Raw genomic sequence first — 19,573 nt, 5'->3', positions numbered from 1 at the left:
ATGTTTAGAAAAAGGCTGGGTCGCTTCACACCTGAGGTGGTGGAGCGACCCAGCCCTTCTTTGATGACCAGCAACGCAGCCTGGTTCGGCGAACTACGTATGTCAGTTGAATATCAATCGGTTCTTCCAGCTTTGAAATAAGCTTTCGCGATATCCGTTACGGCTTGAGAACAAGCTTTGCTGCCTTCCTCCGTCAAATGCATGCCGTCTTCGCTGATATAATCATTCATCTTCGTTCGAATAACGGCGTTCAGGTCGTTAATCGCGACTCCTTCGGAGCGCAGCATCTCGACGATCGCGTCGTTGTACTGGTCGATCAACTCGTTGCGGCAGTTGGGATGATCGGGTTTGACCGGCGTAGTCGTTGCGTATATGATCGGGACCCCGTATTTCTCCAGCTTCTCATAAATCTGCCGCATGTTCGCGATATAACCATCCAGCGACTCGAAAGGAGAATTATCCCCTTCGTGCCGGTACACGTCCCACATTCCGTTATTCCAATGGATAAGATCGGGCCTGCCGAATTCATTCAGCCAAATATCGACATACCAAAGTGTATACTTCGAAAAACGACAGTTGTCCTCAGGCCCTGCGACGGCGGCGATGCCATCCATTCCGCTTTGAACGAACGGTTGATAGCCGATGCGAATCGAATCCCCGATCAGCCACATCTTTTTCATAGGCTTTCCTCCACTTCTGTCGATTCGATATAACGGGTCATCCTCTGAAACATTTCCCGCACGAGAGGTTCGGCCTCATGGGAAAAGGGAGCCGGCATGCTAAAGTAAACGGTCGAATCGACCGGCTCGTACCCGCCCTCGTCCAGTTGCCGCGCCGTCGTCACGTAACCGATCATCCCGTTGCTGTATCCGAGCGGCAAGATCCGTTTGCCCGAAATCGATTTGAGAAACTGTCCGTATTCCACTACGACCTCAGCGTTCATCGCCAATAATGCGAGCCCCTCCTGCAAGGTTACCGCGGTGACCTCAAGCGGCAACGAGGAAGGGATGCCGTTCGGCAATCGAAGCAAATGGCGGCTCCATTCTCCAAGCGCATTCGAATCCGACTGAAGCGTTTCGAGATATTCGCGGTCCGGCAGTCTCTGAAGAGGCAGATCTACGCGCTCCGTGAGGAACCTAAGGCTGGCCGGGGACAGCGGATGCATGATGCCTTCCATCACGGAGGTAACGTCTTTGGCCAATTGTCGGCCCAGTTCGACGACCCTCGCCTTGCCTCCGAGTTCGCCGGCAACCGGGTTAATGTCGCCGCACGTCCCCTGAAGAAACGCGCATACGGCCCCGTCTCCGATCGACTCCTCCAATAAATCCATCGCGAAGCCCGTAAATTCGGAGGACGCGACGTTCTCCGAATTTACGACCGGATGACAAGCGTAATGAACGAAAACGGCTTTGACTCGGCCGTCCGGAACGCGGTACCTAATGACGGTAAGCTCGCGGTCCACCGGTCCCGTCGTATTGGGTTCAAGCTGGACGTCCCCGTTACGGAAATGGCGGCGATTTATGGCGATTCCGCATTCTCCTTCGCCGCGCTCGGCCGTTACCTGCTCCAGGCTGCCGATCGCTTCTTCGATGCCCGAGAGCATCTTTTGTTCCAAATCCGCCATGTATTCGGAATCCGGCAGGCCGAGGTAACTCGACAGGTTGTCGGCCGTTTGCGGGCCAGAATGCGAATGGGTGCCATGTAAAATAATCGCTACCGCAGCAGGCCAACGCCGACGGATCTGTTGCCGGAGGTTGTCGCTGATCCGGTCCCCCCACCACAGCAAATCCGCGCTTACAAGGACGGCAAGCTTGGCGTCACCGTCTTGGAAACAGCATATCCGCGCATGCAGCGGATGCGCGACGCTCGAGAACGCGCCTAGAGCAGCGCGGCTCGAAAAGCCCGCCAACGGCACGGAGCGGCTGGGCGTAATATCGACTTTCGCGGTTCCCAGTTGCATCATCATTCGCACGACCTCCCTATCTCGACTGGTACTCCCGATTGGATCGATTCGTAAGCCGCAAGCGCTACCTCCGCAGCCGCCTTGCCGTCTTCGCCCGTGATGGGCACCGCGCTTCCCGATCGTATCGCTTCGATAAAAGCTTCGAGCATGCCTTCGTCCGCGTCGTCACCCCAATAGCTCCATTCTTCATGGCCGCTCGCATGCACGTACAAATCGTTTTTTTGCGCAAGAGCATCCAAGCTGATGACTCCTTCCGTGCCGATGATTTCCATGGTCACGTCGCCCCACGCGGGGAAGCCCGGCCCTCTCGACCAGCTCGTATCCAGCACCGCGGTCGTGCCTCCTTCGAACGTCACATGTACGATCCCCGCGTCTTCGACCGACAACGAATGGTGAAACAGCTTGCCCGCTTCCGCGTAGACCGTCCTGGGCTCGTCGTTCAGAAACCACCGCATCAAATCCAGCAAGTGCACCGTATGGTCCAAAACGGCGCCGCCTCCGGATTTCGTCCGGTCGACGAACCAACCGCCCGGCATCGTGCCCCGGTTCAAACCTTTTATCGCGATAACCGCGCCGATGTCTCCCCGGTCCAAAGCCGCTTTCGTCTCCCGAACGGACGTAAAGTATCTGCAAGGAAAAGCCGTCATCAGATGCACGCCATGCTCCCGGCACGTTGTAATCATTTCCTGCATGTCCAGGGAAGTCGTTCCGAGAGGCTTTTCGCATAAAACGTGCTTGCCCGCGCGAGCCGCGGCAACGACATGCTCCGCGTGCCGCACGTTCTCCGAGCAGACAATAACCGCGTCAATATCTGTAGCCAACAAATCCTCCAGCCGACCGAACGTCGGCAATTCGTATTCCACAAGCGCGGAAGCCGCTCGCTGCCGGTCCTCGTCCCATCCTCCAACTACGCGAACATCGTTCCTTTTGGACAATTGGTTCAAATAACTCAGCGCATGCATGTGAGCAAAGCTGATTATTCCGATTTTCAAGACATCCACCAAACAGCCCTCCTCTATCCCTGCAATCGATTATGATTGACTCCATCCGATCAAGCCTGTCAGAGCCTTTGCGGCAAGCCGGTTCTCGCGGATTCCCCCGCCGCCAGGGCGATACGGACGGCATCCGTTGCATCCGATGCGGTAACGATCGGCTCCGCGCCCGTCCGAATACACGAAATAAAGTGTTCCAGCTCCGACAGGTAGGGATCCTTACGCAACATCGACTGCGGAATGTACACCCCTTCTCCGGCCCCTTGCTTTTGCGCGCTGTCCAGCCTCGTCATCGGATTCGCGTTTGCATTGCTGCTTCGAAGTATGCCGGCCGGACCGGCCAACTCGACTTCCGCCCGGAAAGGGCCGGGATAACCCCAATGCGCCTCCAGATTCGCTATCGCTCCGTTATCGAATCGCAGCGTCGCATTTGCGTATTCGATGCCGGGAGCTTTATGGACTTTGGCATACACACTTCGGACGCTCCCTACCGTCCATAACATAAAATCGATATCGTGGATCATGAGATCGAACAGCACTCCGCCGCTTAGCGTCCCGTCGTGAAACCAGCTTCCGGCGGGCGGATGGAGGCTCGCCCGTTTCGCGTGACAAACGCCGACGTTACCGATACTGCCCTTGCGTACATGGTTATAGACGTTCCGATATTCGGGCATAAACCGCAGAATATGGCCAACGAGCAGCTTACGACCGTAACGTTCGCTCGCCGAGATCATCGCTTCGGCATCGGGCACGTTTAATGCGATTGGCTTTTCGCAGATGACGTGTTTGCCGTTTTCCAACGCTTGAATCGCGTATTCGCGATGCAAATAGGTAGGAAGCGTAATGCAAACCGCGTCAATGTCCGGATTCGCCAGCAGTTCCTCGTAGCTCCCGTATAGCCGTGTTCCGAACCGCTCCGCCGCGGCGTTCGCCGCTTCAGTCGGGCGGGAGTGAAATCCTGCAAAATCGGCGTTAGCGATTTTCTTTAAACAAGAGGCATACACTTGGCCCATCGTGCCGCTGCCGACGACGGCCACTCTAATAGTGCGATTCGATTCCATTCGAACCTCCCGATTGATGCTCGTCATTTTCGATTGATAAAAACGTACGCCAAAGACGACCGACCTCGTCCGCGGTCAGCCTGCTCACTTCGACTTCGTAGCCGCCCTCGGCCCAAGCCGGTTCATCAGGGAGATAGCCGATATAGTCGTTTGCGTATCCGACGATCAGCGTCCGCGGATCCATCTGTCCAGCCGCTTTCGCGCTGCTCGAGAATGCCTCCCCGGGCACCAGCCACAGCCTTTGGCCCGCGATCGTCAGCTGCTGCAGCCATGTTTCTCCAAGACTTCCATCCAAGGCATCGCGATAACAAAAACTTACCGCCGTCGATGCATAGCTTGGCGACGACGCCGGCGCCTCTAGTGAAACCATTTTTTCAAGCGAAGAGAACAAAAGTTTACCCATCCGGTCCGCTTCCTCCGGATCGGGCGACTTTCTCGTATATCGGCAACTGACATCCCCTGCCGCTCCGTTCGCGTATAAAAAGAAGCCGCCTGGATACCGGCTTTCCAATAAGTCCAACAGCGCCCCGGGAAAATCCGGAGAGACGCTGCCGTGGGAAGGACCGATGACCGTGGGATGACACGCGAAATGAACCAGCCCTCCGATCGTTTGGCCGGTTCGCCGGCTCACCGCGGTCAGAACGTGAACGGAAGGATCCGCTTCTTGATCACGATCCCTGCGATTGCCCGCAATTCCCTCGCACTCGGATCTATGCCACTGCAGCCGGACATCCTCCGCTCGCTCCAGCGCTTCCGCGATGCTTTCCGCGATGACGCGGACGAGCAGCTCCCTGTATTCCCGCGGAACGTGGGAGGTTTGCCGCGTCCATAAACCTTTGCGCAGCACGTCCGGTACGCCGTCGACCGCGCAGTGCGTGTGCGAAGCGATCAAGCTTATTCTCTCCCTCGGCACGCCGCATACCGATGCCGCATACAGGCACGTTTCCTCCCGCAACCGAAGATCGACACCGAGAAGGTCAAGCGCGACGGCGGCAAATGGCAGGCCCTCCTCCCAGCCGGCCATCGTCCTGCAATACAAAGGACGGTGAACGTTCTTCGCTATACCAGTCCTTGCAGCATAGCCTCCCATCTCGGCGGGGAGCGAAGGCGTGATTTCACGTTTCGCAAATCCAGCCTTCATCCGAATCACCGCTTTCTCCGTTAATAACGAGCTGCTTCCTTCATCCTCAATGCCAATAAAACAGCTCCGTAGGCCGGCTGTTCGTGAGGCTCCGTCAACACACTGTTCCACGGTCCCAGATGCGAAAGGAAGGAACGTTTCATTTGTTCTCCCATTCGAAATACGCCGCCTGCATAAGAAAGCAAGGGTTTACTCTCCCATACGGTTTGCTCGAGAATCGTAGAAGCTAAACACGCCAGATGCGCGCCTGCTTCTTCAACAATCTGCATCGCCGCGGGATCGCGATCGGCTGCGCACTCTCCGGTAATGACGGAGAGCGAGGCGACTTCTTTTCTGTCCATTTCTCCGTAAACCTTCTGAATAATGCCCTCGAACGTGGAAACCTGCAGCTTTTCGAGCAGCCGGTCGGTCAGCAGCGTAGCGTCGCCTCTGCCGTCCCAATGCTTCGCTACGGCCCGAAGCGATTCGCAGCCGATCCAATAGCCGCTTCCCTCGTCTCCGAACAACGAGCCCCAACCACCGCATCGCTTCATTTGACCGAGGCTATCCTTCGATAAGGAAATCGAGCCCGTTCCCGCGATCACGATGGCTCCCGGTTCGCCCCGCAGCGCGCCTTCCAGCGCGATGCGGGAATCGGTTACCGCACCGATCGGCACTCCGGGAAAAGACTGGGACAGCAGTTCTTCGCACCAATGGTTTTTTTCGTAATCCGTCATGACCGAAGCCGATCCGATACATATGCCGGACAACGTTCCTTCCTTAGCCGACAATAAAATCACGATATCTTCGATCATGCTTCTCAAATGTCGGCGAGAATCTTCCGGATCGTCGATAATCGAATTGATGCCTCCGTCCGTCGACAAACTAAATTGCTCGCCTGTTTGGAGATTTTCCAGGACGGCCGCCAGCTTGGTGCCTCCGCCGTCAATGCCCAATACGAATTCCGCCATAGGATGATCCGCCCTCTCCATGCGCTGCTGCAGGGTTTAATATTTTTTGGATTTCAGCGCTTCGCCCGTCTCCTCGATCATCCGGATGGAATGGTCGAAATCGTTTAGCGACGCTCCAGCCAGCAAAGCATCGACGACGCTGAGCTGGGCCATCAAAGACGGAATTCCGCCGCTGGCAAATGGAGCCTCGTGGACCATGTTGCGAAGGATGTGTTTGCTCAGCTTGGCTGCGGGCGAATTTGGATACCCCGTAATGCAAATGGTGATCGCCTCTTTTTTCTTTAGAACATCCATCTGTTCGACGATGTCCTTAGTGGTGCCCGATTGCGAAACGATGAGCACCACGTCGTCCTTCTGAACAAGGGCAGTAGCCAAGGCGATTTGATGGCTGTCCGTGCAGGCTCTGGCGAGCAAACCGATGCGAACGAATCGGTACTCCGCGTATTGGGCGACCAGACCGGAGGTGCCCAAACCGAAAATATGAATGAGACGCGTCTTGCTGATCGCTCTCGATACTTCGCTCAATTGATCGAGATTCAAGCACTTGAACGTGCCGGTCAACGCCTGCATGTTGTTCGCGTGCATCTTCTCGATTGCCGAATCGAGACTGTCTTCCTTCTTGATATTCTCGTAAATCAATGGAGTATCCATGGTATTGGAAGCTCCCCTGGCCAAGCTCAGCTTCAAATCGTGGAAGCCGGCGAAGCCGGCCGTTTTGCAAAATCGAATCACCGTCGCTTCGCTGATGCTGCATTCTTTGGCGACTTCGGAAATATTGCTATTGATCACGTTCTCCGGATTTTGGATGATGTAATCCGCGACGGCTCTTTCGGATTGACGCAATTGCTTGTAAACGTTCTGGATCATGATCATGACGCTGCCGGACAAAGCCGTCTGTTCGGTGCTCATCATATTGTTTTTCAACGTTCAACAATCCCTTTCATCTTGTGGTGTATAACTCGACTTTCCATAATGTCGGCCGATCTTATTGATGTTTTATTTACTACTTAAATATATATATTTATAGTAAATATCCCTACACAATAAAAGTAACACGAGATTAGCGGAAATACAATGAGAAGATCCGTTTACTCACATGCGAAGGGTAACGATACCGCCTTCCATTGGCTCTATCCGATACAGCGGAACAGCCGGGTAACCTGCTTCTCTCGCGGCCGGGCGCCATTTTTCCCCGTTCCAGACCTCTATGGGGCGATCGCCCCGCGAAGACAGACACACAGCGATCGGCGACCGCAGCTCGTAGTCTCCGCAAGCCAGCCTAGTCAGGTCGACCGTAACGGGAATGGAAAGCTCGTCGCCCGCTTGCGTGTCCACGATGCGAATGTAATCCCCTTCGCGAAAACCGCTCGCGTCATCCACTTCGATTCCCGCATAATCGCTTTGGACTGCCCTAATCGTCGCAGCCGCTCCGTCGTCGTTTTCCACGCGTTTGCCTTTGAAATAAGCATTCGGCCCAAGACGCCGAACGTTCCGGGAAAACGGCAGATTGACGCCGTTAGGCAGATCGCCGCCTTCCGGCCGTTCCCGAAGCTTTCCGGAAGCAAGCAGCAAATCGCCCGGATCCAGTCCGATTATCGCATCGCGTCCGTCCGTCAGGCAGGAGCTGATCCGATACGGAGAATTATGCGAATAGGACGGCGAGTCGATCAGGCACAACGCTCCGGCGACTTCCGCTTCTTCTTCCCAAGACCGTTCCATCCGAATTTCTCCCCGTTCGGCGTCGACGGCGGTAATCGTTCCTTTTAATTCGGCATGCGCGGCGATCAATACAAAGCTTCCGAAACGCAGGCTCGTGCCCTTGGCCATTTGTGCGCTGCGGATGTTGCCTTCCGCGTCGATCGACACTCGCGCGAGCTCCGCATCCGAGGAAATCGCAATGCCGCTAGCGGGATCGGCAGCGTGGATCTCCTTTTCCTTGGCGCTTAGCCAGTAATCTACGACCGATGTCCCGGACGAGACGGAGAATGCGACATTCGAAGGGAAAGTCTCCTGCTCTTTCACCGAGAGCGGACTGACGGTCACGGGCTCGCGGTTTTCCCCTGCCTCGATGACCGATACGAAAGGCCGCGCCGCATCGCCTTCGTCGCGGGCGATCGCGTATTGGACGCCCATGACGGACGGTCCGTCCAAGACGATGATTTCCCTGCCGACCGCGGGCAGCATCGTCAGCTTAAGCCGTCCGGGGTTGCTCCACTCCGCGCTCCAAGCACCTTCCGGTTTGGCCGATCGCGGCTTCATGAGGAACCCGTAGCCATGCCCGGGCGGAACATAATCGAACGACTGGTCCGATAAAGCTTCGACTCTGCCGTCTCCGTAGATCCGGCCCCAATCCATGCTCTCGCCGCCCAGTGAGCCCGGTCTGCTGTCGGACAATTGCAAGCCTTCCGATCGGAACGCAACTCCTTTTCCATGGAAGGAATAATCGCGCATATGTCCTCCTTCGACCCGGAACAGGTCGACGAAGTAGCCGTCTCCTCCGGGCAAGTCGACCATCGCGAGCAATCTGCGGTATTCTCTCACGCTTTCATTGGCATAGGCCGCTTCGTCAGAAGCTTCTGCGAAGCTCATTTCGGAAAAAGCGCCGAACGATCGCAGGCTTCCGCCCGCAGACTTCGCGTCCAGTTGACTGACGCCGTTGACCGCGACGGTTACGTGCGATATCGTCTGAAACTGCCAGCCGCTCCGATAATGGCTCATGCCGTATCCCGGATCGAACGAAAGCTCTCGCCCGTCCCCATACAGCATGATGGCGAGCTCGTCGGTGTGACCGTGGTTCAATGTCGGTCCATAACGCAGAACAGCGCCTCGATCGGCACGCTTCGAGCGCAGGTAAGCCAAGCCCTTGCCGCCGAGCACATCCGAAACCGCTGACCGAGGCGATTCGGACAAATCTTCCTCCCCCTGCAGCCGGACATCGTTCAAGATCGCCCAAGCCGAGTCGTCCAATACAGGCACGCCAACACGTCTCGACATCAGCTCCGCGAACACCCGCCGATACTTCACGCGCTGCTCGTCGCTTCCGGCACGGAGACAGAAGCGATAAATCCACTCGGCTTCGAGCGGATCAAAGCCTAATCCGGACTCGATCCTATCGTCGACGGGACTATCGCCGTACGCGGGAGCCCTGCCGGCGATTGCATTTTTGTCCGCCAAGCCGACGTAACACCGCGCGAACCGGGCATCGTCAAACAAATTTACGCCGTTGGGATACTTCGGTATCCTTAGCTCGTAAAGCATATCCGCGGCATGCATGTATAGCCCTTGCGTCCATCTGCCATATAAGGCAGAGGTTTCGAAATAATTGCCGTCCCGGTCCACGTTGTTGGCAAGCATATAACGGATGGAGGTCGGCCCGTCCAGCATCCACGATGCGTAAGTTTCGATCCCAAGCAGCGAACCGACCGCGAGCAGGCCCAGGTTGTAGTCGGCCGTTCCGTTATGAAGCTGATCGAAGTAACCGGGTCGATGCGATTCCCTGTAACAATAATCGGCGCCATTTAGAAGTAGGTTGTATACAAGATTCACTTTGATCGTATAACCCGGAAAAGCAACCGACGGCGCGTCCAGCGCGCCGCTTGACCAAATCAAGTCCGCCGCGTTGACGAACCACAGCATCGTGCGGGCCACCTGATAGAGCGGGCGCTCCAGCCTGCCGCCTTCCAGGCCGGGGGCGCACTCGGGATAATCGAGCGGTCCTTCGGTCGCGGTCGGATAGATGGAGGCAAGACCGTCGAAAAGGACCGCGGCCTTGCGCGCGTAGCGCATGTCGCCGGTCGCGATATAGGCGTAGGCCAGCTTCTCAAGGGCCTTGCTCATTTCGTCGACAACGAAGCCGTTCCAACGGCCGACGAAGTAATATCGCCTGCCTTGCGGATCCTCCCAACCCTCTCCTTCGTCCGGATAACTTTCGTTTGGATACGTATGCCCGGCTTCGGATATGACTTTGCCCGGACTATCCCAGCCGATCGGATGAACTCTTGTTCCATCCGGCGCGACCGGATTCGTAACGCCGTACCAATAATAGCTGTATGGCGCCGGAAGAAGCCGGAAAATCTCCTCGTCCTTAAGCGCCATAAAATGCAGAGCGTCCGCCTGTTCCGCTAATTTCGCCGCCAAGCTCCGCCGGCTGTAGCGATCATTCGACGGCGCTTCCTGTTTTAGCGCTTCCTGATAGGAAGCGATTGTTTCCTGCGAATAAAAAACCCGAGGATGGATCAGCGATAAATCCGGCACGATCTCCTCGGGAGGAAGCCATAATTCGGAGCGGATGGAAGAAGCCATGTGTTTTCTCCTTTTTATGATTCTATTCGGCTCAAGCGCCGTCTCCAATCTTACAAAACCTGTTTCACGCAGCGAACGCCAAATCGCAGTTCTTCGCCGTCCCGCGCCGCAGATCCTTGAGGAAGCGGAGTCCAGACGATCGCTCCTTCGCATGCCGTCCCGTCCGCGAGTGCCGCATGCCCCTCCATGTCCACGCCCTCGAACCGGATCCGTCTGCGCAGCATTTCCCATTCGTAAATACGCGCCGACGTCCAAAACTCGAATCCTGCCTGCCTCGCCTCCCGAACGACTTGGCCGAACGCATCGACGACGCGCGGGTTCGTATGAATGTGGTATTGATGAAACAGAAAGTGAGCCACACCTTCGGCGCGTTTCGTCTGTTCCAAGAAGGTCCCGATAATGCTCGTATCCGCCCATGGGAGTCCGATGCCCATGTCTTGGGTCAGGAAGCCGATTTCCAGTACACGGTACAGCCGGTTGCCTTCGTCCGACCAAGCGATCGGAAAGAACGGATGACAGGTGCCGAACAGAAATCCGACGTTGCCGCCTTTGCTCGGTCCGCGGGTTTGGTCGACGACAATGTCGGCCTCCTCGCACCATTGAAACAATTCGCCCCAGCCTTCGAACCGGGTATAGTGATTTTTGTTCGTCAAGACGACATCGCATTCGGCCGCATCCTTTAGCCAACCGAGCTGGCGATGGAAATCCGCCTGATCCCAAATTCGGTTCTCCAAATGAAGAGCGTTATAATGGAACGCCAATTCATGGCCGTTCTCTTTGATTTCCCGGTAGACAGGCGCGCCGTACCCCGGCTCGAGCATGCACCAAGTCGTTTGGATGTCGTGTTCCTTGAGCAGCGCGAGGGTGCTTGCTGCATGCGCGTCCTCATTGCCGTCGCTGTCGTGAGAGATCGTCGCGACGCCTTGCACCCCGTCCGGCCAATAGCCGACGAAGGGCAGCGTCATTCCTTTGCTAACGACCGTTCTAAGCAAATGCCCTACGCAAATCTCTCGCCAGAAATCGGCGTACGGGTAAGCGAAATACATCTGCCCGGTTTCGGTCCGAAGCCGGTCAAGCTCCCAATCCAGCTGCATGCCGTCGTCGGCTTTGAGAACTCCGTCGTTCACCTCGGCGCTGCCGTCCATGGCGGGAAACCCGTCCTTTAGAACGGGCTCCGCTCCCTGCTGAAATGCGACTACCATACTAGGAATATTTACACTAAATCTATCGATGGAGCCCTCCCCCACCCAAAAACACAGCAACAGCGCATCATCTCGGCCGTCGTCTTTACTCAGAGACGTTAGCTTGCCGAACGACACAACTTGAATATCCGATGCTTCTTCCGGCTGCCACGGATCCGCCCGTAATGCGCGCAAAGGAGGATAATTACCATGCTCCTCCGGCACAAGCGCGTACACTTCGTTCCGTGCTTTGAGCCGTGCACAACCCAGTCGATCGGCTAACTTATCAAGCCCGCCATAGGAGACGACGGTCCCTCCTTGCTCTGCGAATTGGAATATTCGTTCCAGATCGGAGGGGTCGTCGTCCTCCAGCGCCACGACGAGAATATCCGTCTCGGCATCTATCGCTTCCTGCAAGGACGCATGCATGCGATGCGTAATCCCAGCATGCGCCAATATTTCGGTCAAGTAGCTTTCAAACGCGTTCAAGCCGTAACGATGGCGTTTGGCCATCATACGTTGGTCAATTAAGATCCCTACTCTAGCTATTTTCATCGCAGATATCTCCTCGGATCAGACATCGAAGGAACGAATCACTTTGTTCAATGACTCCGCGACATCGTGCAGCGCTTCTTCTTCGGACAACAGTACGTTTTGTCCCAGCCAAAGCACTTGCTTGGCGGATAAGCGCTCACAGATCGGACACTCAAAGCTTCGTTCTTCTCCCAGCCACTGCTTGGTAGCGCTTAATACGGCGTTAGTCTGGTTAAGCGGAACGTATCCATAGGAGATCGGAATGCCCTCCGCGTTGACCCTGAGAATGAATTCGTTTTTGTCGATCCGTTCTGCGAATTCCCGCTCCAGCTTGAACATGTAGATATGATGGGCATGTCGAGTTATGCGGGGATCTCTGCGAACCAACGTCAGCTCCGGAATCTCCCCGATCAGTCCATCGAGAATTTGTGCGTTTTTTTCCCGTTGGATCATTTGCTGCTCCAACCGGGTCATTTGGGCCAGCAATAGCGCCGCCTGTATATCCGTAATCCGATAGTTTTGCCCAAGCACCTCGTGCTGGTACCAAGCTCCTTCCGGAATGCGTCCGACGTTGCAGATCGACCACGCTTGGGACCACAAGGACGAGTCGTTCGTGATGACGATGCCGCCTTCGCCCGCGTTCAGGTTTTTGCTCGACTGGAAGCTGAATGTGCCCAAATCGCCGATAGCCCCGACGCCTTTGCCTTCCCACTGCGCGCCGACGGCTTGCGCCGCATCCTCGATGACGGCAAGATTGTGCTTGCGGGCGATTTCCATAATCCGGGTCATGTCCGCGACCGCCCCGGCAATATGAACTGCTATGATGGCTTTCGTCTTCGGCGTAATGGCCTGTTCGATCTTGTCCGGATCAATCAGCAGCGTATCTTCCTCGATATCGACGAACACGGGAATCGCCCCGAAAGCGAGCACCCCGGTAGCAGTCGCGACGAATGTGTAAGGAGGAATAATGACCTCGTCTCCGCTTTTGACGCCGGCTGCTTGGAGCGCAACGGTAATCGCCACTGTGCCGTTGACGCAGCTAACGGCATGGTTCGCGTCCTGCAGCTTTGCGAATTCACGTTCGAACTGCGGAATGAAAGGCTCCTCCCCTCCAAACGTGCTGCCTACGCCGCCCCATTTGCCCGAATCCAAAGCGCGAAGCACGTACTCCCGTTCCAAGTCGTCGAATATCGGCCATTGCGCGAACGGTTTCGTCCGAACCGGCTTTCCTCCTGCGATTGCCAATGTCATCGTCTTCCATCTCCTCATCCTGAAGTAATTTGCTTATCGAATATTTGAAGCTAATAGCCAAAGCCTCTCAACCTTTGACGGCGCCTACGACGATGCCGTGGATAAAATATTTCTGCATAAACGGGTAAACGAGCGCAATCGGAACAATTGTTATTATCGTTGCCGCCATTTCGAGCGTACTCTGGCTGACTCGATCCAAATTCACAATTGCCCTTAACGGATTATTAGGCGAATCCGAAAATTCGTGGCTCACCAGAAGCTGCCTCAGCCAATATTGCAACGTGTATTTGTCGTCGTCCGAGATGAAAAGCAAGACGTTATACCATTCGTTCCAGTAAGCTACCGCGCTAAAGATGACGAAGGCTGCGATCATCGGACTGATGACAGGCAAGAGAATCCGTACCAGAATCGTCAAGTCGCCAGCTCCGTCGATTTCGCCCGATTCGGCCAGCTCGGCCGGTATGTTCGCGATTGAATTCCTGAAAACAATAATGTAAAAAACGTTGACGAGTGCTGGCAAAATCAGAGCAAAATACGTGTTGTAAAGGCCCAACTGATTGACCGTCAAGTAAAAGGGAATCAAACCTCCGCTAAAATACATCGGAATCAGGATGTAAATCATCAGCATTCTTTTGCCGATCAGATGTTTGTTTCCGAGCACGTATCCGGCTGCAAGTGCGCTCCCGATGCTAAAGCACGTGTTCACGACCGTAATCCCTACCGTATTAAAGAAAGTGGTGACGAAGGTCCAGTTCGTCACGATCGTCAAATAGCCATGCACGTTGAAATTGACAGGCCAAAGCCCAACCTCGCCGGCGGCGACCGCATCATAGCTGCTAAACGAAATTGCAAGCGCATTAATAATCGGGATGAGAATGATGCACGTAAACACCGCAAATGCCATGTAGTTGAAAACTTCAAATACGATCCTGGATGGCGATCTGTGATTCAACTGGAAGCCCCCTCGCTTTCCTTGCTAACCTTGGTATTAGTAGAGTCCGAGGCCCACGAACTGTTTGGAGAGCCTGTTGCTGACGATCAGCAGCGTAAACCCGAGCAAACTTTGCACTAAGCCGATCGCCGTTGTCAAGCTAAATTGCGCTTGCTGAAGACCAACGTGATAGACATAGGTGCTGATGACTTCGGAGCTCTCGTAAACAAGCGGGTTCTGCAGGTTAAATATACGATCGAAACCGATTGAAAATATCGTGGATAATTTGAGCAAGAACATCAATACGATAATCGGCAACATGCTTGGCAACGTAATATGAATCACTTTCCGGATTCTCGATGCCCCATCGATTGATGCCGCCTCGTAAAGTTCGGATGGAATGTTGGCGATCGTCGCAAAGTACAGAATCGCGCTAAAGCCGACGCCTTTCCAAATATCAAGCGCGACGACGATCGGAACGAACAGGTCATCTTCGCCCAAAAAGTTGATCGGATCCATTCCGAACAGGGTCTTCAATGTAGAGTTGACCAATCCGCCCGCTTCCGGGGTCAGCAGTAATTTCATGAGACCGGCGACGACGACCCAGGAGAAAAAATTCGGCAAATACGAGATCGATTGGACGATTTTCTTAAATGGCTTATACAACAGCTCGTTGGCTAATATTGCGAAAACGATCGGTGCGGTGAAACCGAAGACGATGTCGTAAAAGTTGATGATGAGCGTATTTTTAAACACGTTATAAAAGGTGTCATCCGTTAAAAAGTATTTGAAATGCTTCAATCCAACCCAGTCGCTGCCGCTGACGCCGTTATAAGGAAAGTAGTCCTGGAAGGAAATGAGAATGCCGTACATCGGAATGTAGCTGAACAAAAACAATAGTACGAGTATCGGAGCAATCAGAAGATACAGCCCTAATACCCTCTTCGTGATTTTCCTTTTTTTAATTCGCTTGACGGCGGACTCCATCTCAAGATAACACCTGCCCCTGACTTCGAATAAATTCCGGAAGTTTTTGGTGTGGGATGTATGCCATTACATGCATCCCACACCATTATCGGTTCCCTGTAAATTACCAGTTCACTTCTTTAACGCCCCAGCTATCCAGCTTCGCCTTGTTCTCGTTCATGTACTTCGTATAGGCATCGGCGATGAAGCTGTACTTATCCGAATATTCGCCGACCTTCTTGTCGAACTGCTCCATGCTGATTTTGCCCATGATCGCGTCTACCGTGGCGGCGCTGAGGAATTTGTTCGATTCGGGCAGCTTGAGAGCGATTTCATCCAGCACCGGAATGAGCGAGAACATGTTGACGCCCACTTCTTCCGCTTGGTCCGCAACAATCTTCAGGCTGTTGTTGGAATAGTCGAATTCCTCTTGTCCCAGCGTTTGCAGTTGTTGCGCCGCTTTCGATTCCGCGCCGGCGGAGAAGCCGCGCACGATCGAGAGCTGCAAGGACCAGTAACGGTTGGCATCGAGCAACTTTTCGGAGTTCGGTACGCGCTTGCCGTTTTCGACCGTGTACTCGGAGCCTTCTTTGCCCCAGAAGATCGCTTCGTTTAGTTCGTCGGAAGCGAAACCCTCCAATACTCTGAAAGCTCTTTCCGGATCCTTGGTCTTGCTGGAAATATAGATGCCGTGAAAAATAATCGGCGATCCTTTCTTCATGTACGTGTACTTCACATCCTTCAGTACAGAAGGATAGGTTTTAAGCGGCGGAGCGAATGCGATTTGCGAGCGGAAAGACGTATCCGATTGCGTTCCTTTGCTTTGCTTGTGGAAAGCTGCAAGCGGCATTAGCTGGTCCGCCGTATCGTTGACGAGCAATGCGTCTTTGTTCAGGTTGTTGTACCATTTGCCCCAGTCGTTTGTAGCGAATCCTGGATCAAGCAAACCTTCTTTGTAGAGTTGTCTATACAACTCGACGGCTTCCCTGTATTCTGGAAGTACAAACGTGCTGATCACTTTGCCGTCTTGCACACGGAATTCGTTCGGTCTAGCGCCGTACCATTGGAAGAAGCCTTGGCCGCCGAGGAAGATTACACCAGAGCCCGGGTCTTGGTACGCGGTAAGAGGTACGGCGTCCGGGTTGGCAGCTTTGATCTTTCTTAGCAATTCGACATATCCTTCGACTGAATCCGGATATTGGCCGTCGTTGTACTTGTCAAGCAGATCTTTGTTGATGTAGTTGCCTCCGCCTTGAGGCGCGTCTTTGCCGGTAGCCATCGGCAATCGGTAGTATTTCCCTTTGTAACTTGCCATCTCCATCATTTCAGGGGTAATCCATTTTTGTATTTCAGGAGAATTGTCATAATAGGGTTTGAGATCGATAAAGGCTCCCTTTTCTGCCGCCGCGTTTACGGGGTCGACATTGTTTGTATGCACGATGTCGGGAAGGTTGCCGGAAGCGAGTAGCAGGTTCAACTTCGTGGCATAATCGGCGAACTCGGGCACGGTAACTTCCAAGTCCACGTTCGCGTAATTTTCGACTACATTAATGAATTCGTTATTGCTAGGGTCGGTGCCATCCGGCATCGTAAGTCCGGAGTTCGTCATAAATAGCTTCATGTTTTCCTTTTTTTCCGGTGCTGCGGTGGCTTCAGAGCTTGTCGCTTCGGAGCTCGGCGAGGCGGTGGAGCCCTCGTTCTTTGTATTGCCGTTGTTACTGCAGCCCGTTGCGACGATGAGACAGATTGCGATCAACAAGGTTGACTTGGCTTTCAGATTTCCGTTTTTCATTGTAACCCCCCATTAGTTTATTATGATTTAACACTACCGGACTGGTTCGTCCCGTAATGAAATCTTCGTCATTACTGGCGGTTCGTCATAAATGATGCATCGTACGCAATAATGAATCCGCTTTCAACAAGGAACCACCTTGGCATTATGCTCGTCCCCATCCTCTATATTCGCGCTTAGGTACAGTTGAGGGAAAATGTTGTTCGCGATGAGATTCTCGACAATTTCCACGACGAGGGCATTAATAATGAAGGATCCGATTACCGTCGAGGTCGGGCCTACCGACATGTTGATCGATTCCATGAAAACCGCCGCGTCTCCTACGGTGCCGCAGTTGTCGATGACGATATCTGCCAGCTCGTAAAGCTTGGCTCCGCTCTTATGTCTCGGCTTGGCATCCGTCGAGTGCTTTAAATTCGTAAGGGCGATGACGGAAACCCCGCGTTTCCGGGCTTCGATCGCCATCTCGATTGGAACCGCATTCAAACCTGAGTTCGAAATGACAAACAGGACATCGCCGGCTTCGACTTTGTGTTCCTCGAGCAAAATTTCAGCGTAGCCTTCCAAACGCTCCATTTTGGTGCTTTTCGTCGTTCCTTCGTGCAGCATGAGCGACGGTTCCAAAATCGACTTGATATGAATCAGTCCACCTGCGCGATAGAACACTTCTTCGGCTAGCATATGGGAGTGGCCGGTCCCGAAAAAGTACAGTTGCTTTTTCTCGATCATGGCTTTCGTGCATAAATCCGCAGAGTCCTTGATGTTCATCCTCTGAGATTGTAAGCAATCCTCCAAAATCCCCATAATAATATTGTAATATTCGTCCATATCATCACTTCCAGTCGATAGTGTCATAGCGTTTCAACCAAATGGCTGATTTCAACCTTGCGTTCTCCTCTCATGTTTCTAAATTACACGATATCGTTATTAGTAAGTAAATTTAACTTCTTTTTCAATGTATCACGAATTTAATTTCTGCACAAGAGATTTTTTACCACATAATTCGACATGCGGATTCTCGCATACGGAGCTTCCATGATTATCCCTTGCAAGGAGCATACCGGTATGACACCTACCGATTTTAGACAGTTATATGTGCAGAACCATAGTAATTAGCGAACTATATTAAATGTAGAATAAAATCACCTAAAGGTGATTCAAAAACCCAAAAAACGTCCAGTCTCCCTCGCCTAACGGACACATATAACGCTATTCTTCGATTTTTGGGGCTTTCTAAAATCTAAAGGACATACATGACCTTATTGGCATCATCATCGTGCAAATTGGCTCCATTACGACCCAATAGCGTCATTCCTGTCCATTAGATTTGTTTGAGGTTAAATATCGGACAAATAGCGTCGCTTGCGTCTGTTAGATTTTTCTACCGCATGTTTACAAGTCTGGGAGTCGCATAATTTCCTAAACAACAAAAAAACGCTCACGCCTCAGACAGTGATAACACCGCCAAGTCCCTGAGCAATGGATTTCTTTATTTATGGAGCTATTAGTGAGAGTTAGAAGTCTCTGAAGTTTCTCTACTCTATTAACAATTTGCATATAGACACTTTTGGGATACAAACGTTTAAGAATCATCTCATCATCCATTCCTAGTAAAGTTGTAAGCGCTTAATTTTGTTATCATACCTAATCCAAAATCGATTGGCAATGATATGAATTTGTTTATGTTGTTCGTTTTTTTGAATATAATCAAAACAAACAGAAAAAAAACCTACGCCATTGAAGGCATAGGTTTGGTTGATTCTTTATACAGATGTGTTATTCCTGTCGCGCCCGACAAATTCATTACCCTTACGAGCCCACGGCGTTCCCAGCAGCGGCAATGCGAAGCGGTCCAGTCCGTACCAGCCGGCATTTTTCCAAGCCAGGACGAGCCATGTGGCAAGGATAAACAGCAGAGGATTCGTGCTTAGCGTACCCGCGAACAAGAAGCTTACATTCATGATCGCCCCAAAGAATGCGGCAATACCTGTAAGTAAGCCTACGATTAAACCAATCCCGACAAGCAGCTCGCCGAAAGCGACCATAACCGCGAATACTTTCGCATTTGGCAATACCATGTTTTCGAGAAACGATGCGTACCAGCCCGTTACATCCTTGCCTTCCTCGGCCTTGGCCAACGCTCCGCTTACGAAACCTTTGATCGCGGCTCCCCCGTTTTCGCCAACCCATGCATCCGAGTTCACTTTTTTCCAACCTGCAGTGATCCACGAATATCCAAGATACAATCTAACAAAAAGCCATATCCAACCAGCCTTCGTGCTGCTGAATAAAAATCTGGAGACCGGGTTCTCGGGAATATTGATCTCTTTCGACATGATCTTTGCACCTCCAAATTCATATTATGTAGTGGTTATAGGTCCATTATATGGATAGATGCTCAATCATGCTGTGATAAATGTCACTATCACTATGGTACCCGTTTGTTTCTGCAACAAAACAAAGAGCCAACTAACCAGGTGATATGCTCCCCTTTAGGTAGACAGGTGAA

At 53.0% G+C, this 19,573-nt stretch carries 15 protein-coding genes; all 15 read right to left on the bottom strand.

Translation table 11 applies throughout. The annotated features are described in order from the left end of the window. Window positions 1-113: 113 nt before the first annotated feature. The 15 genes from B1748_RS34500 to B1748_RS34425 all read right to left on the bottom strand — a co-directional run bounded on the left by B1748_RS34500 (window position 114) and on the right by B1748_RS34425 (window position 19,400). Window positions 114-680, bottom strand: a complete 567-nt coding sequence (locus tag B1748_RS34500) for an SGNH/GDSL hydrolase family protein (RefSeq protein ID WP_087572512.1) — start codon at window positions 678-680, stop codon at window positions 114-116. Further along, the gene (locus B1748_RS34495) at window positions 677-1,966 is read right to left on the bottom strand and encodes a neutral/alkaline non-lysosomal ceramidase N-terminal domain-containing protein (RefSeq protein WP_087572511.1); all 1,290 of its coding nucleotides are present in this window, start codon (window positions 1,964-1,966) and stop codon (window positions 677-679) included. The genes B1748_RS34500 and B1748_RS34495 overlap by 4 nt, the downstream gene beginning before the upstream one ends. Continuing rightward, the gene (locus tag B1748_RS34490; protein WP_087572510.1) at window positions 1,963-2,964 is read right to left on the bottom strand and encodes a Gfo/Idh/MocA family protein; all 1,002 of its coding nucleotides are present in this window, start codon (window positions 2,962-2,964) and stop codon (window positions 1,963-1,965) included. The genes B1748_RS34495 and B1748_RS34490 overlap by 4 nt, the downstream gene beginning before the upstream one ends. Window positions 2,965-3,023: 59 nt before the next feature. Then, the gene (locus B1748_RS34485) at window positions 3,024-4,016 is read right to left on the bottom strand and encodes a Gfo/Idh/MocA family protein (protein WP_179215981.1); all 993 of its coding nucleotides are present in this window, start codon (window positions 4,014-4,016) and stop codon (window positions 3,024-3,026) included. Further along, window positions 3,994-5,157: a hypothetical protein gene (locus B1748_RS34480; protein WP_087572508.1), complete on the bottom strand. Its 1,164-nt coding sequence runs from the start codon at window positions 5,155-5,157 to the stop codon at window positions 3,994-3,996. The genes B1748_RS34485 and B1748_RS34480 overlap by 23 nt, the downstream gene beginning before the upstream one ends. A gap of 20 nt (window positions 5,158-5,177) precedes the next feature. Beyond that, window positions 5,178-6,107 carry an N-acetylglucosamine kinase gene (locus B1748_RS34475; RefSeq protein ID WP_179215980.1) on the bottom strand — a complete coding sequence of 310 codons (930 nt, stop codon included), beginning with the start codon at window positions 6,105-6,107 and terminating at the stop codon, window positions 5,178-5,180. A gap of 36 nt (window positions 6,108-6,143) precedes the next feature. After that, the gene (locus tag B1748_RS34470; RefSeq protein WP_087572506.1) at window positions 6,144-7,031 is read right to left on the bottom strand and encodes a MurR/RpiR family transcriptional regulator; all 888 of its coding nucleotides are present in this window, start codon (window positions 7,029-7,031) and stop codon (window positions 6,144-6,146) included. A gap of 168 nt (window positions 7,032-7,199) precedes the next feature. Then, window positions 7,200-10,409 carry a heparinase II/III domain-containing protein gene (locus tag B1748_RS34465; protein ID WP_179215979.1) on the bottom strand — a complete coding sequence of 1,070 codons (3,210 nt, stop codon included), beginning with the start codon at window positions 10,407-10,409 and terminating at the stop codon, window positions 7,200-7,202. A gap of 50 nt (window positions 10,410-10,459) precedes the next feature. Further along, window positions 10,460-12,145: a polysaccharide deacetylase family protein gene (locus B1748_RS37130; protein WP_179215978.1), complete on the bottom strand. Its 1,686-nt coding sequence runs from the start codon at window positions 12,143-12,145 to the stop codon at window positions 10,460-10,462. Window positions 12,146-12,163: 18 nt separating this feature from the next. Then, complete coding sequence (locus B1748_RS34450) at window positions 12,164-13,375, bottom strand: DegT/DnrJ/EryC1/StrS family aminotransferase (RefSeq protein WP_256976115.1); 1,212 nt, start codon at window positions 13,373-13,375, stop codon at window positions 12,164-12,166. Between the two features lie 67 nt (window positions 13,376-13,442). Then, on the bottom strand, window positions 13,443-14,327 hold the full coding sequence (locus tag B1748_RS34445; RefSeq protein ID WP_256976114.1) for a carbohydrate ABC transporter permease: 885 nt from the start codon (window positions 14,325-14,327) through the stop codon (window positions 13,443-13,445). A gap of 36 nt (window positions 14,328-14,363) precedes the next feature. Beyond that, complete coding sequence (locus tag B1748_RS34440) at window positions 14,364-15,293, bottom strand: ABC transporter permease (protein ID WP_087572501.1); 930 nt, start codon at window positions 15,291-15,293, stop codon at window positions 14,364-14,366. 103 nt (window positions 15,294-15,396) lie between these two features. Beyond that, window positions 15,397-17,064 carry an extracellular solute-binding protein gene (locus B1748_RS34435; RefSeq protein WP_087572500.1) on the bottom strand — a complete coding sequence of 556 codons (1,668 nt, stop codon included), beginning with the start codon at window positions 17,062-17,064 and terminating at the stop codon, window positions 15,397-15,399. A gap of 123 nt (window positions 17,065-17,187) precedes the next feature. Then, the gene (locus B1748_RS34430; RefSeq protein ID WP_087572499.1) at window positions 17,188-17,919 is read right to left on the bottom strand and encodes an SIS domain-containing protein; all 732 of its coding nucleotides are present in this window, start codon (window positions 17,917-17,919) and stop codon (window positions 17,188-17,190) included. Between the two features lie 908 nt (window positions 17,920-18,827). After that, the gene (locus B1748_RS34425) at window positions 18,828-19,400 is read right to left on the bottom strand and encodes a DoxX family protein (RefSeq protein ID WP_087572498.1); all 573 of its coding nucleotides are present in this window, start codon (window positions 19,398-19,400) and stop codon (window positions 18,828-18,830) included. Window positions 19,401-19,573: the final 173 nt, after the last annotated feature.

This window comes from Paenibacillus sp. MY03 (assembly GCF_002165585.1).
In the GTDB taxonomy this organism is placed as follows: Bacteria; Bacillota; Bacilli; order Paenibacillales; family Paenibacillaceae; genus Pristimantibacillus; species Pristimantibacillus agaridevorans.
This window is presented reverse-complemented; position numbering and strand designations above follow the sequence as displayed.

Excerpts from the sequence above, each read along its gene's own strand:
- B1748_RS34495 (WP_087572511.1), bottom strand. The coding sequence starts at position 1,966 with ATGATGATGCAACTGGGAACCGCGAAAGTCGATATTACGCCCAGCCGC.
- B1748_RS34485 (WP_179215981.1), bottom strand. The coding sequence starts at position 4,016 with ATGGAATCGAATCGCACTATTAGAGTGGCCGTCGTCGGCAGCGGCACG.
- B1748_RS34425 (WP_087572498.1), bottom strand. The coding sequence starts at position 19,400 with ATGTCGAAAGAGATCAATATTCCCGAGAACCCGGTCTCCAGATTTTTA.
- B1748_RS34435 (WP_087572500.1), bottom strand. The coding sequence starts at position 17,064 with ATGAAAAACGGAAATCTGAAAGCCAAGTCAACCTTGTTGATCGCAATC.
- B1748_RS37130 (WP_179215978.1), bottom strand. The coding sequence starts at position 12,145 with ATGAAAATAGCTAGAGTAGGGATCTTAATTGACCAACGTATGATGGCC.
- B1748_RS34440 (WP_087572501.1), bottom strand. The coding sequence starts at position 15,293 with ATGGAGTCCGCCGTCAAGCGAATTAAAAAAAGGAAAATCACGAAGAGG.
- B1748_RS34430 (WP_087572499.1), bottom strand. The coding sequence starts at position 17,919 with ATGACACTATCGACTGGAAGTGATGATATGGACGAATATTACAATATT.
- B1748_RS34465 (WP_179215979.1), bottom strand. The coding sequence starts at position 10,409 with ATGGCTTCTTCCATCCGCTCCGAATTATGGCTTCCTCCCGAGGAGATC.
- B1748_RS34475 (WP_179215980.1), bottom strand. The coding sequence starts at position 6,107 with ATGGCGGAATTCGTATTGGGCATTGACGGCGGAGGCACCAAGCTGGCG.
- B1748_RS34480 (WP_087572508.1), bottom strand. The coding sequence starts at position 5,157 with ATGAAGGCTGGATTTGCGAAACGTGAAATCACGCCTTCGCTCCCCGCC.
- B1748_RS34500 (WP_087572512.1), bottom strand. The coding sequence starts at position 680 with ATGAAAAAGATGTGGCTGATCGGGGATTCGATTCGCATCGGCTATCAA.
- B1748_RS34450 (WP_256976115.1), bottom strand. The coding sequence starts at position 13,375 with ATGACATTGGCAATCGCAGGAGGAAAGCCGGTTCGGACGAAACCGTTC.